The organism is Paenarthrobacter nitroguajacolicus (assembly GCF_051027655.1).
Lineage (GTDB): Bacteria > Actinomycetota > Actinomycetes > Actinomycetales > Micrococcaceae > Arthrobacter > Arthrobacter nitroguajacolicus.
This window is the reverse complement of record NZ_CP073234.1, coordinates 140,464-153,674: the sequence shown is the minus strand read 5'-3', so window position 1 is coordinate 153,674 and position 13,211 is coordinate 140,464. Positions and strand designations below refer to the sequence as shown.

General features: G+C 59.5%; 8 protein-coding genes and 3 rRNA genes. All 11 read right to left on the bottom strand.

Annotated features, from left to right (window positions below; all coding sequences use genetic code 11):
* Positions 1–8 precede the first annotated feature (8 nt).
* The 11 genes from rrf to folB all read right to left on the bottom strand — a co-directional run bounded on the left by rrf (position 9) and on the right by folB (position 13,209).
* Positions 9–125, bottom strand: a 5S ribosomal RNA gene (rrf, locus tag KCX59_RS00755).
* A gap of 169 nt (positions 126–294) precedes the next feature.
* Positions 295–3,448: ribosomal RNA gene (locus KCX59_RS00750) — 23S ribosomal RNA — on the bottom strand.
* A gap of 570 nt (positions 3,449–4,018) precedes the next feature.
* Positions 4,019–5,539: ribosomal RNA gene (locus KCX59_RS00745) — 16S ribosomal RNA — on the bottom strand.
* The 16S, 23S and 5S rRNA genes sit together here, the layout of an rRNA operon.
* 739 nt (positions 5,540–6,278) lie before the next feature.
* On the bottom strand, positions 6,279–7,796 hold the full coding sequence (locus KCX59_RS00740) for a DHA2 family efflux MFS transporter permease subunit (RefSeq protein WP_179018097.1): 1,518 nt from the start codon (positions 7,794–7,796) through the stop codon (positions 6,279–6,281).
* Positions 7,797–7,901: 105 nt separating this feature from the next.
* Entirely contained in the window at positions 7,902–8,804 is a 903-nt protein-coding gene (gene panC / locus KCX59_RS00735; protein WP_178994804.1) for a pantoate--beta-alanine ligase, read from the bottom strand.
* A 5-nt stretch (positions 8,805–8,809) separates the two neighbouring features.
* A complete protein-coding gene (locus KCX59_RS00730; RefSeq protein ID WP_179018096.1) occupies positions 8,810–9,718 on the bottom strand; it encodes a Rossmann-like and DUF2520 domain-containing protein in 909 nt (302 codons plus the stop codon).
* On the bottom strand, positions 9,711–11,300 hold the full coding sequence (locus KCX59_RS00725) for a PH domain-containing protein (protein WP_179018095.1): 1,590 nt from the start codon (positions 11,298–11,300) through the stop codon (positions 9,711–9,713). The genes KCX59_RS00730 and KCX59_RS00725 overlap by 8 nt, the downstream gene beginning before the upstream one ends.
* On the bottom strand, positions 11,297–11,809 hold the full coding sequence (locus tag KCX59_RS00720) for a PH domain-containing protein (protein WP_091464529.1): 513 nt from the start codon (positions 11,807–11,809) through the stop codon (positions 11,297–11,299). Before KCX59_RS00720 ends, KCX59_RS00725 begins: the two co-directional genes overlap by 4 nt.
* Complete coding sequence (locus KCX59_RS00715) at positions 11,790–12,311, bottom strand: DUF3180 domain-containing protein (protein WP_091464527.1); 522 nt, start codon at positions 12,309–12,311, stop codon at positions 11,790–11,792. Before KCX59_RS00715 ends, KCX59_RS00720 begins: the two co-directional genes overlap by 20 nt.
* Complete coding sequence (gene folK, locus KCX59_RS00710; RefSeq protein ID WP_091464525.1) at positions 12,308–12,853, bottom strand: 2-amino-4-hydroxy-6-hydroxymethyldihydropteridine diphosphokinase; 546 nt, start codon at positions 12,851–12,853, stop codon at positions 12,308–12,310. The genes KCX59_RS00715 and folK overlap by 4 nt, the downstream gene beginning before the upstream one ends.
* On the bottom strand, positions 12,850–13,209 hold the full coding sequence (gene folB, locus KCX59_RS00705) for a dihydroneopterin aldolase (protein ID WP_054808667.1): 360 nt from the start codon (positions 13,207–13,209) through the stop codon (positions 12,850–12,852). Before folB ends, folK begins: the two co-directional genes overlap by 4 nt.
* Positions 13,210–13,211 lie beyond the last annotated feature (2 nt).

The window sequence follows — 13,211 nt, the reverse complement described above, 5'->3', positions numbered from 1 at the left end:
TAATGGTTGTCCGGCGGTGTCCTACTCTCCCACACCCTCCCGGGTGCAGTACCATCGGCGCTGTGGGTCTTAGCTTCCGGGTTCGGAATGGGACCGGGCGTTTCCCCCACGCTATGACCGCCGTAACCTTGTTACCCGTCCCCGTGTTTTTTGCCTGGTGTGGGCTGTTTTTTCGGGGTGGGAAATCTGTGGTGGTTACAACTGTGGTGCTTGGTTGTTATTTAGTTGTTGGTTCCTGGAACAAGCGGGTTGTTGTTCGGGAACCACATAGTGGACGCGTGCAGTGTGTTTTGTGTGGTGTAAGTTGTTGGCCTATTAGTACCGGTCAGCTTCACGAGTCTTTAGTCCTCGCTTCCACATCCGGCCTATCAACCCAGTGGTCTGGCTGGGGGCCTCTCACACATAATGTGTATGGAAATCTCATCTTGAAGCGAGCTTCCCGCTTAGATGCTTTCAGCGGTTATCCCATCCGAACGTAGCTAATCAGCGATGCACTTGGCAGTACAACTGACACACCAGAGGTTCGTCCGTCCCGGTCCTCTCGTACTAAGGACAGCCCTTCTCAAATTTCCTGCGCGCGCAGCGGATAGGGACCGAACTGTCTCACGACGTTCTAAACCCAGCTCGCGTACCGCTTTAATGGGCGAACAGCCCAACCCTTGGGACCTACTCCAGCCCCAGGATGCGACGAGCCGACATCGAGGTGCCAAACCATGCCGTCGATATGGACTCTTGGGCAAGATCAGCCTGTTATCCCCGAGGTACCTTTTATCCGTTGAGCGACGGCCATTCCACAATGTACCGCCGGATCACTAGTCCCGACTTTCGTCCCTGCTTGAGATGTCTCTCTCACAGTCAAGCTCCCTTGTGCACTTACACTCGACACCTGATTGCCAACCAGGCTGAGGGAACCTTTGGGCGCCTCCGTTACTTTTTAGGAGGCAACCGCCCCAGTTAAACTACCCATCAGGCACTGTCCCTGACCCGGATCACGGGCCGAAGTTAGATGTCCAAAGTGACCAGAGTGGTATTTCAACGATGACTCCACCCGAACTGGCGTCCGGGTTTCAACGTCTCCCACCTATCCTACACAAGCCACTCCGAACACCAATACCAAACTATAGTAAAGGTCTCGGGGTCTTTCCGTCCTGCTGCGCGTAACGAGCATCTTTACTCGTACTGCAATTTCGCCGAGTTTATGGTTGAGACAGCGGGGAAGTCGTTACTCCATTCGTGCAGGTCGGAACTTACCCGACAAGGAATTTCGCTACCTTAGGATGGTTATAGTTACCACCGCCGTTTACTGGGGCTTAAATTCTCAGCTTCGCCACAAGTGGCTAACCGGTCCTCTTAACCTTCCAGCACCGGGCAGGAGTCAGTCCGTATACATCGTCTTGCGACTTCGCACGGACCTGTGTTTTTAGTAAACAGTCGCTTCCCCCTGGTCTCTGCGGCCCACACCCGCTCACGGAGAGCAAGTCTCCATCACGGGGCAGGCCCCCCTTCTCCCGAAGTTACGGGGGCATTTTGCCGAGTTCCTTAACCATAATTCTCTCGATCGCCTTGGTATTCTCTACCTGATCACCTGTGTCGGTTTGGGGTACGGGCGGCTAAAACCTCGCGTCGATGCTTTTCTTGGCAGCATAGGATCACCGGATCCCCCCATACGGGGGTCCCATCAGATCTCAGGATCGTGCTCGAAGCACACAGGAACGGATTTGCCTATCCCTGACCCTACATCCTTAGACCGGGGCAACCATCGCCCGGCCCGGCTACCTTCCTGCGTCACACCTGTTAATACGCTTACCTCCCGGGATCAGGTCCCGCGCTCGGCCAAAACCCACAACACCACAAGGGTGAGCGGGCAGGCTCCGGGCGGTTAGTATCCCCCGCTTGGCATGGGCGGTTTTTCGCCGGTACGGGAATATCAACCCGTTGTCCATCGACTACGCCTGTCGGCCTCGCCTTAGGTCCCGACTTACCCAGGGCAGATTAGCTTGACCCTGGAACCCTTGATCATTCGGCGGACGGGTTTCTCACCCGTCTTTCGCTACTCATGCCTGCATTCTCACTCGTGTAGGCTCCACCGCTGGTTTCCACCGCGACTTCACTGCCCACACGACGCTCCCCTACCACTCCACACCCCTGAACCACGAAGGCTAGGGCATTATGTGAAATCCACAACTTCGGCGGTGTACTTGAGCCCCGCTACATTGTCGGCGCGGAATCACTTGACCAGTGAGCTATTACGCACTCTTTCAAGGATGGCTGCTTCTAAGCCAACCTCCTGGTTGTCTTCGCAACTCCACATCCTTTCCCACTTAGCACACGCTTAGGGGCCTTAGTTGGTGGTCTGGGCTGTTTCCCTCTCGACTATGAAGCTTATCCCCCACAGTCTCACTGCTGCGCTCTGACTTACCGGCATTCGGAGTTTGGCTGACGTCAGTAACCTTGTAGGGCCCATCGGCCATCCAGTAGCTCTACCTCCGGCAAGAAACACGCAACGCTGCACCTAAATGCATTTCGGGGAGAACCAGCTATCACGGAGTTTGATTGGCCTTTCACCCCTACCCACAGCTCATCCCCTCCATTTTCAACTGAAGTGGGTTCGGTCCTCCACGACGTCTTACCGTCGCTTCAACCTGGCCATGGGTAGATCACTCCGCTTCGGGTCTAGATCACGCCACTACACTCGCCCTATTCAGACTCGCTTTCGCTACGGCTACCCCACACGGGTTAACCTCGCGACGTAACACTAACTCGCAGGCTCATTCTTCAAAAGGCACGCCGTCACAGTTACTTGTGATTACTCACGACTGCTCCGACGGATTGTAAGCACACGGTTTCAGGTACTGTTTCACTCCCCTCCCGGGGTACTTTTCACCTTTCCCTCACGGTACTGGTCCGCTATCGGTCATTAGGAAGTATTTAGGCTTATCAGGTGGTCCTGACAGATTCGCACGGGATTTCTCGGGCCCCGTGCTACTTGGGATACTCCCCAGGCCGTGCACAACATTACGGTTACGGGGCTCACACCCTCTCTGGCCGGCCTTTCAAGACCGTTCACCTATGCCTGCACCTCACCTCACTGGTCCGGCAGAACCAGAACGGAAAGTCCCACAACCCCGCCCATGCAACGCCCGCCGGCTATCACACATGGAAACGGTTTAGCCTGATCCGCGTTCGCTCGCCACTACTAACGGAATCACTATTGTTTTCTCTTCCTGCGGGTACTGAGATGTTTCACTTCCCCGCGTTCCCCCCACGCACCCTATGTGTTCAGATGCGGGTCACACAATCACCTTGCAGCGTTGTGCGGGGTTTCCCCATTCGGACATCCTGGGATCAACGCTCGGTTATCAACTCCCCCAGGCTTATCGCAGATTCCTACGTCCTTCTTCGGCTCCTAATGCCAAGGCATCCACCGTGTGCCCTTAAAAACTTGACCACACAAGATCAATAAACTTACTCGAGAGAACCACGACCACAAGGGCCAGGTTCATTCATAAGAAATTGCTGTAAGAACACACACACCAACCACCCCACCCAAAAGGGTAAAGACGATCAGCCACGTGCGTGTTCTAGATGCTCGCGTCCACTATGTAGTTCTCAAACAACAACCCCGTCAACCAGACCACCACCCACCACAACCCACACCAAAGCGGGGCCGTGCACGATGAACAGTGCTACCGGAAGCAGGAACAAAAGAAACACCAGAAGATGCCCCCATGCATTGCTGCAAAAAGGTCCTGTTGCCTCAGGACCCAACAGTGCGCCAAACACAACCCCACACAATCCACGCCCCGACGCGTTCCAAACAACACCACACCCACAAAGGGCACAGGTCGCCGTACTGGCACCAGGACACAACCAGTGAAGGCCATGCCAAACAAGTTTGATTCGTTGATATTCCACCCATGAGCACCCACCGCAGAACAGACGCCTGCGCAATGGGCAACACTGACAACCACCACCACACCCATGCAGGCGCAGCAACCAGCTGTTAGCAGCTCCTTAGAAAGGAGGTGATCCAGCCGCACCTTCCGGTACGGCTACCTTGTTACGACTTAGTCCCAATCGCCGGTCCCACCTTCGACGGCTCCCCCCACAAGGGTTAGGCCACCGGCTTCGGGTGTTACCAACTTTCGTGACTTGACGGGCGGTGTGTACAAGGCCCGGGAACGTATTCACCGCAGCGTTGCTGATCTGCGATTACTAGCGACTCCGACTTCATGGGGTCGAGTTGCAGACCCCAATCCGAACTGAGACCGGCTTTTTGGGATTAGCTCCACCTCACAGTATCGCAACCCTTTGTACCGGCCATTGTAGCATGCGTGAAGCCCAAGACATAAGGGGCATGATGATTTGACGTCGTCCCCACCTTCCTCCGAGTTGACCCCGGCAGTCTCCTATGAGTCCCCGCCATAACGCGCTGGCAACATAGAACGAGGGTTGCGCTCGTTGCGGGACTTAACCCAACATCTCACGACACGAGCTGACGACAACCATGCACCACCTGTAAACCGACCGCAAGCGGGGCACCTGTTTCCAGGTCTTTCCGGTTCATGTCAAGCCTTGGTAAGGTTCTTCGCGTTGCATCGAATTAATCCGCATGCTCCGCCGCTTGTGCGGGCCCCCGTCAATTCCTTTGAGTTTTAGCCTTGCGGCCGTACTCCCCAGGCGGGGCACTTAATGCGTTAGCTACGGCGCGGAAAACGTGGAATGTCCCCCACACCTAGTGCCCAACGTTTACGGCATGGACTACCAGGGTATCTAATCCTGTTCGCTCCCCATGCTTTCGCTCCTCAGCGTCAGTTACAGCCCAGAGACCTGCCTTCGCCATCGGTGTTCCTCCTGATATCTGCGCATTTCACCGCTACACCAGGAATTCCAGTCTCCCCTACTGCACTCTAGTCTGCCCGTACCCACTGCAGAACCGGAGTTGAGCCCCGGTCTTTCACAGCAGACGCGACAAACCGCCTACGAGCTCTTTACGCCCAATAATTCCGGATAACGCTTGCGCCCTACGTATTACCGCGGCTGCTGGCACGTAGTTAGCCGGCGCTTCTTCTGCAGGTACCGTCACTTTCGCTTCTTCCCTACTGAAAGAGGTTTACAACCCGAAGGCCGTCATCCCTCACGCGGCGTCGCTGCATCAGGCTTGCGCCCATTGTGCAATATTCCCCACTGCTGCCTCCCGTAGGAGTCTGGGCCGTGTCTCAGTCCCAGTGTGGCCGGTCACCCTCTCAGGCCGGCTACCCGTCGTCGCCTTGGTAGGCCATTACCCCACCAACAAGCTGATAGGCCGCGAGTCCATCCAAAACCACAAAAGCTTTCCACCACCATGACATGCGCCAGATGGTCGTATCCGGTATTAGACCCAGTTTCCCAGGCTTATCCCAGAGTCAAGGGCAGGTTACTCACGTGTTACTCACCCGTTCGCCACTAATCCCCCAGCAAGCTGGGATCATCGTTCGACTTGCATGTGTTAAGCACGCCGCCAGCGTTCATCCTGAGCCAGGATCAAACTCTCCGTTGAAGTAAAACAAAACCAAACAGACACAACCACACCCACCGGAAATAACGGCGAACACGGCTGCACAAAATTCGAAACCAGCTGAAAACCAGACCACCACACACGGGGGTGCATAATGATCCAGCCATAATTTCAACCAATTGAAAAACAATCGGTATCAACAAACTTGGCACACTATTGAGTTCTCAAACAACAGACACACCCGGCACCACCAAACCCCACACAAGGGGCCAAGATCGCTCCGGAGCAACTTTTCAAACTTACCCGAACCAGCCGCACAAAGCAAACCAGAACCCGGGCCTCCCCTACCAACCAGAAGCACACAAAAGCGCTACCAGAACCGGTAATTTGAAGGGAGTCGGTCGCTATCTTTCCGCATCAGCGGCGGCGACTCGAATAACTTTACACGCGCCCAACCCCCACACCAAATCCACCCCAACACCACTCAAAAACCCCGCAAACACAAGGAAAACACGCCCGCAACACCCCAAAAAAACCCACAAACAGCAACAACACATCCCAGTGAAGCCCGTCACACAACCCAGCCACCACGCCGCGGCCGCCAAACCCAAAAACCAACTACCGCCGTCGAACCCTTAAAACAACAACGCTCCCCCACCAAAGTGAGAGAGCGTCGAGCTAAAACCCGAGGGACCTGAGTGAGCGTCGAGCTAAAACCCGAGGGACCTGAGTGAGCGTCTAGCTCAAACCCGAGGGAAATGAGAGAGCGTCGAAAGATGGGTTAGTGGCCCCCGTGCCCTCCGGCACCGTCGGTCTTGCGCATCATGGCGCCGAGCACTACAGCGGCCACGGCGATGACGGTCGCTGCCAGGAATGCTGTCTGCATGCCGGCTACCTCGCCCGAAGACGCAGAAATCACAGCATAGATGGACACGAGCAACGCCGTTCCGGCTGCACCTGCGACCTGCTGAGCGGTGCTGATGATCGCCGAACCGTGGGAGTAGAGGTGCGGAGGCAGCGGGTTGAGGCCAGTGGTGAATGCCGGCGTGAACAGCAGGGCCAGTCCAAGGCTCAGGGTGACGTGCAGGGCAATAACCCAACCGAGGGCACTTCCCTCATCCAGACGCGAGAACTGCCACAGTGTCAGGACCATGAGTACCGAACCGGAGACAGTGAGCGGGAGCGGACCGACTTTGTCGAAGATCCGCCCGATGACCGGACCCAGCAAGCCCATGGCCAAACCACCCGGAAGCAGTGCAAGTCCGGTTTCCAAAGGCTGAAGGTGCAGGGTGTTCTGGAGGTACAGCGGCAACAGGATTACGCCACCGAACAGTGCCATCATCGCAACGACCATCAGCAGTGTGGAAACCGTGAACATGCGGAACTTGAAGGCGCGGAGATCCAGCAGCGGGGCGTCGGACTTCTGAAGTTTCAGCTGCCGGAAGACAAACAGTGCCAGGCAGAGAACACCGACCACCAGTGCGATGACGGGAACAACGCCTGCCTCGGCGCCACCGATCTGGCTCAGGCCGTAAACCAAGCCACCAAACGCGGGCACGGTAAGCATCACCGAAGGAACATCCAAAGTGGTCTTCTCGCGCTCCCCCACGTTGGTGAGGTACTTGGCGCCGATGGCGAAAGCGGCCAGGGCAACCGGCAGCACGAACACGAACATGAAGCGCCAGGAGAAGTGATCCAGGATGATGCCGGAAACGGTGGGTCCCATGGCCGGCGCGACTGAGATGGCGATGCTGACGTTGCCCATGACGGCACCGCGCTTGGACATGGGCACCAGAGTGAGAATGGTGGTCATCAGCAGGGGCAGCATGATGGCAGTACCACCTGCTTGGACGATGCGGGCAAGCAGCAACACCAGGAATCCGGGCGCCAATGCGGCCAGCAACGTTCCACCGCTGAAGAGTCCCATGGCAAGCATGAATGCCCCGCGCGTGCTCATCCGCTGCAGGATGAACCCAGTGGTGGGGATGACGACGGCCATGGTCAGCATGAAGCCGGTGGCCAGCCACTGCACAGTGGACGCGCTTACCTGAAGGTCCGTCATGAGGCGCTGGAGGGCGACGTTCATGATGGTCTCATTGAGGATCACCACGAAGGTTGCCACCAGCAGCGTGACAATGACGGTCACGGATTCGCGTGACATCTTCCCGGACACTGGGGCGTGCGAGACGGGGGCCGTTGACACCGGAGCCTGCGGGGCTGCGGCATCTGCAGAGATGACAGTGCCGGAAGCGCCGGATTCAGGCTTTCCGTTGGCGTCGGACGTGACGTCGGTAGACATGAGGATTCCCCAAGGTTTGGTTTTGGTGTCCGGCGATCTGTGCCGGTGAAGACTAAAACAGTCTAAACGCCCATCCAATTCCCGTCAGCAGAAAAATTCCAAACGTTAGGAGAACAACGGAGCGTTGTCGATAAGCCGCACCGGTCCCACCTTGGCGGCAATGATCGCCAACCCCTCACCGCGGAAGGGGGTCTCCTTGCAGTTCTCAGCGAGCGGCTCCAACGTGACGGGATCGACGACGTCGAAATAGTCCAGTTCCACCAGCGGCTGGGACTCCACAAGCGCCACAGCGGAATCGAGATCGAGCGGTTCGTGCGCGTTTGCGCGGGATTCAATGAGGCGCAAAGCACGCGATAACACCAACGCGGCGTCGCGCTCCTCGTCAGAAAGGAACCGGTTGCGGCTTGAGAGCGCCAAGCCGTCCTGGCTACGAACGATCGGCACAGGAACAATCTCCACAGGGAAGTTCAGGTCCGAGACCATGCGCTTCACCAACGCCAACTGCTGCGCGTCCTTCTGCCCGAAGTAAGCCCGGTAGGCCGCCGTCGTGCCGTCCGCTGAAGCACCTCCGGGTAGTCCGTAGTGCAACAGTTTGGCCACTACGGTGAGTGCGCCGTCGAAGTGCCCGGGACGCGAGGCGCCTTCCCACTTATCGCCGAGCGGCCCTGACGTCACCCGAACCAGAGGCTGTCCTCCCGGATAAACCTCCTCCACGGACGGCGCGAAAACCAGGTCCACACCCTCAGCATCAAGCAGTGCCATATCGGCGTCGAGCGTGCGCGGGTAGCGGTCCAGGTCCACGGCGTCGCCGAACTGAAGCGGGTTCACGAAGATGGTGGCCACCACCACGTCGTTCTCTTTTACTGCGGTCCGGGCAAGTGCCGCGTGACCTGAGTGCAGGGCACCCATGGTGGGCACCAGCCCCTGCGAACTTCCACCTTTGGCGGCCAGGAGTCTGGCGCTCTCGGCCCGCAGTTCGGTCGCGGTGGTCACGAGTTTGATGGCCATGCTGTTCAGTTTCCTTCCGGCGCTTTGGGTTCGGCGCCCAAGGCCTCGTCTATCTCGGTCAATTGTTCAGGGCGCAGCAGTCCGCGATTTCCCGCCCTGCGCGCAGTGGCCCGCGCCATGGCCTGGTAGGCCGCAAGAACATCCCCGCCTGCGCCGCCGTCGTACTCCTTCAGCGCCTGGGCGTGCGCGGAAACCGTACCCACGTCCCCACGCGCTACGGGACCGGTCAGCGCGGATTCGCCGGACGCGAGAGCGTTCTCAAGCGTCGCGCGCAGCAACGGACCAAGCATGGCTTCCGGAGTTTCGACGCCGATCTCCCGCAGCATCTGCGATGCCTGCGCCACCAGCGTGACCATGTGATTTGAACTGTGCGCGAGGCCTGCGTGATAGAGGGTGCGGTCGGCTTCAGCAATCACCACCGGCTCTGCGCCCATCTCCACCACCAGCGCCTGAGCAATTGGCAGCATGGCAGCATCGGCAGTGACCCCGAAAGTGCAGTCCATGAGCCGGGTCAGATCCAGGCTCATGCCTGTGAAGGTCATGGCGGGATGAAGTGCCAGCGGTATCGCACCGACCGTACGGACCGGGTTGAGGATCCCGACGCCGAATCGGCCTGACGTATGCGCCACCAGTTGACCGGGCTGCCAGGCTCCGAGCTTGGCCAGCCCCGCGACCAACTCGCCGAGGGCATCGTCCGGGACGGCAAGCAAAACGAGCTCGGAGCGCTCCACGATGTCCTGAATCTCCAGGATCGGGACGCCGGGAAGCAGGTTTTCTGCCCGCTCGCGGCTCACCTCGGATACAGCAGAAACCCCGACGACGGCGTGCTCGGCTGCGCGCAAAGCGGCACCCAACACGGCCCCCACCTTGCCTGCGCCGATGATACCGACGCCGAGTCGTCCTGGCCTAGCCATCGTGGCGGTCCTCCTGTTGCGGTGAAGTCTGGGGTTGTGTGGGATCAGCGAGTTGTTGCGGTTGAGCCGCTTGCGCTGGAATCGTGGCTGCGACCTCCGGGGCCTGCGGAGCCACCTGCGCCAACCATTGTTCGCTGGTTTGCCTCTTCCGTGCTGCCCGGGCACGGGCGGCCTGCTGATCGAAGAGGTCCACAGCCTGCTCTACTCCGGCCTGGAACACTCGTGGAGATACCGGACCTGCCGTCGTGTGGAGGACAAGATCAGCTACTCCGAAGCGCCTCGCCCACGGGCCCTGGTGAAGCGCCATGGATTGCGTCCGCTGGTGCGGAACCATGACCAGCGTGTGCCACCAGCGGCCGGATCGGATCAGCAGCGCGGTCTTGGTGGCAAAGAAGCCGTTGCGCCGCCAGCCCAGCGGGGCCAACAAACGTGCGCGGCGGGGAGTGGTGATGAAGCCATCGCCCGGCGCCGAGCCAGCTCCTGCCGGCCTTAGTCCATCCAGCCCAGCGGTGAACACGCGTTCCGGATCCTCAACTCCCGGATCAGGCAGCACCAACGACATCATCCGCAGGACATCGGACTTCATGCCAACAGGAAGCAACATGGTGCGGGCAGCCCCTTCGGTACTGCCCGAAACCCCGTAACCCGCAACATTCACGTGTATCCGGTACCAGCCGAAGATCCTCCACAGAGGTGGCTGCGTCACCATGAGCGCTTGGATGCGTCCGGGAGGCAAGGTCTGCGCCTGAGTGTCCAGGAGGCCGTATCGAAGGCGGATACCGTCCGGCGAGATTGCAGCCGTGAAGTTGTAGCCCTTGTTGAAGGAGTTCCAATACGCGGCCCCGATTCCCAGAATGCCCGGGATGAGTGCCAGGAACAGTGTCTGGTTCTGCGTGAAAACGGAGACAACAACCACCACGGCGGCGCCGGCCAGGATTCCGATGGTCTGCTCGCTCAGCAGCAAGGAACCGATGAGCCGGGACGGCGGGACTGACAACACAACATGCTCGGGAGCTTCCGGAATTTCCTCTGTCGTCTCAGGCCCACTGACCACACCCGCCGCCCGGGCAAGGATGGTGGCACGCAGCTGCTTGGCCTGGTCAAGCGGGAGGTAAGCGAGCCGCACTGCCGACTCGCCGGCGTCGGCCACTTCAAACTTGAGCTCAGCGAGCCCGAAAATCCGCGCCAAAAGCGGCTGCACAATGTCGATTGCCTGGACACGATCCAAACGGGCTTGACGTTGCTGCTTGAACAGGAAGCCGGTGTTGACGCGGACATACCCTTCGGCCACCTGGTAGCGCGTGAAGTACCAGCTGAGGATGAAACCGCCCACCGTCAGCAGCAACACCACAGCACCGCCGGCCAAGAGCCACGGCACCCGGCCGCTGAGGTTCGGATCCAGAAAATCCCGGCCCTGCAGCATCCGCTCGAAAGCGTCCCGGCCAAAGAAGAAGCCCACGGCGGCCAGCGCCACCCAGCCGCGAACGAACGGTGACGCGGGGTGGACGCGGTTCCAGCCGCCGTCGCCCTTTGGTTCCGGCTTGCCCGGGAGGCTCTCAGTTGCGTTGTTCTCCAGGCTCACAGCCCGGCCAACCTGGCTTCTCCGCGAGCCGAAAGCTGCTCGCGCAAGCGTGCCCCCTCTGCTGAGGGAAGGCCAGGCAGCTGCGCGTTGGTTCCCGCTGACGCTGTGTGAAGTTTGAGCGTGCACAGTCCCAAACTGCGTTCAACGGGACCAACCGCAACGTCCACATATTGCATTCGGCCGTAAGGGACCACCATGGTCCGTTGGAAGAAGATGCCACGACGGATGAGGAGGTCGTCGTCGCGCTCGGCGTAGCCGATCGCACGAACTTGGCGTGGAATCAGCACGAGCCGCCACAACGCCAACACCAGCATCACCGCGGGAACCGTGATGGCCAGCCACAACGGCGGCCACCTCCACCAGCCGAGCAGCACGAAAATGAGGGGCAAACTGAGGACCGCCAGCATCACTACGTTGCCGATAGCCCACTCCACCAAGCGAACCGTGACGTACTTCGGGGATACCCTCAGCCACTGTACGCCGGGAGGATCAATCGCCTCGGTATGCATACTCGCCTTCACCTTTAGTTTCGCCTCGACGGGTTTCCGGTCCGGCGGTACCACCTTCCAGGTCCTCCGGCGGGATCCGGCAGAAGCGCTCCACCACGAGTCCTACCACCACCATCACCACACCGCCGCCGCCCATAAGCAGGGCATTCCACAGAATGCCCTCGCCGCCGCGCAAACCACCAATACGGAGAAGATCCACCGCGATCCCCGCATGCCAGCCAAGGAGCAGCGTCCCGGCGTAGGCGCAGGCCTGGGCAAGAATCAACGTCCTTGCCGCGAGGATCGGATTGAGCAGGTTCTTCTTCTTACCGTTGCGCCAACGCAGCACACGGATACCCATGATGAGCGTGAGCACGGCGATGACGGCCATGGTCACCAGGGCAGAGACCGGCAGAACCGGTGTGGGCATGCTGAAACGGTTGGTAGTGACTGTAGCCAACCATCCGATGACGGCAGCGATGGCGGCGATGAGCACCAGAACTACGGGGCGCATAGCTTTCATGGCTGCTCCACTGCCCCCGTCGCGGGCACACCGGCCACGTCACCGAAGCCGTCGAAGCGCCGGATGTCCGGCATGTCAGCAGCGACGGCGGCCAGTTCAGCCACGCTTTGGCCGTTCAGTGTGGCATGCGGCTCCAGTAAGGACCATGGGTAAAGCACGAAAGCTCGCTCAGCTGCCCGCGGATGGGGAATAGTCAGAACAGGATCGTCGCTAAGCACCTCGCCAAACACGATGATGTCCACGTCAAGCGTCCTTGGGCCCCAGCGCACCTCGCGGGTGCGGTGATGCTTCTGTTCCACCGCGTGACAATGCTTCAGAAGCTCCAAAGGGGTCAAGGTGGTCTCCACAGCCATGACCATGTTCAGGAAATCCGGTTGGCCCTCCGGGCCGCCCACGGCCTTGGTCTGCACCACCGGCGATACACCCAGGAGGCGCACCTCCGGCGGGTCCACCAGGTCCGCGACGGCGGTGGAAAGGGTGTCGTTCCGCTCCCCCAGATTGCTGCCAAGAGCCAGAATGGCCTTGGTATAGCCGGACGTCATGATCGCTCCCGGTGGACGCTGACAGTGACGTCGCCAAACGGCACCTCGATGGGTGCCTTGGGCTTGTGGACGGTGACATCGACCGCGGCCACGTTGTAGTTCTCGAGGATGCCCTCGGCGATCCTGACGGCCAGGCCCTCAATGAGGTTCAAGGGCTCGCCTTCGATGTGCTTGGTGATCAGTTCGGCCACTTCACCGTAGTGGGCTGTGTACTGGAGATCGTCCGTCTCAGCCGCTTTGGTGAAGTCCGCGTAAAGCACGGCATCCACAACGAAAGGCTGGCCGTCACGGCGCTCGAAATCGAACACTCCGTGATAGCCGACGGCGGTGACGCCGGTCAGCGTGATCCTGTCCACAG

Coding starts and splice junctions, on each gene's coding strand:
- KCX59_RS00740 (WP_179018097.1), bottom strand. CDS start 7,796: ATGTCTACCGACGTCACGTCCGACGCCAACGGAAAGCCTGAATCCGGC.
- panC (WP_178994804.1), bottom strand. CDS start 8,804: ATGGCCATCAAACTCGTGACCACCGCGACCGAACTGCGGGCCGAGAGC.
- KCX59_RS00730 (WP_179018096.1), bottom strand. CDS start 9,718: ATGGCTAGGCCAGGACGACTCGGCGTCGGTATCATCGGCGCAGGCAAG.
- KCX59_RS00720 (WP_091464529.1), bottom strand. CDS start 11,809: ATGCATACCGAGGCGATTGATCCTCCCGGCGTACAGTGGCTGAGGGTA.
- KCX59_RS00715 (WP_091464527.1), bottom strand. CDS start 12,311: ATGAAAGCTATGCGCCCCGTAGTTCTGGTGCTCATCGCCGCCATCGCT.
- folK (WP_091464525.1), bottom strand. CDS start 12,853: ATGACGTCCGGCTATACCAAGGCCATTCTGGCTCTTGGCAGCAATCTG.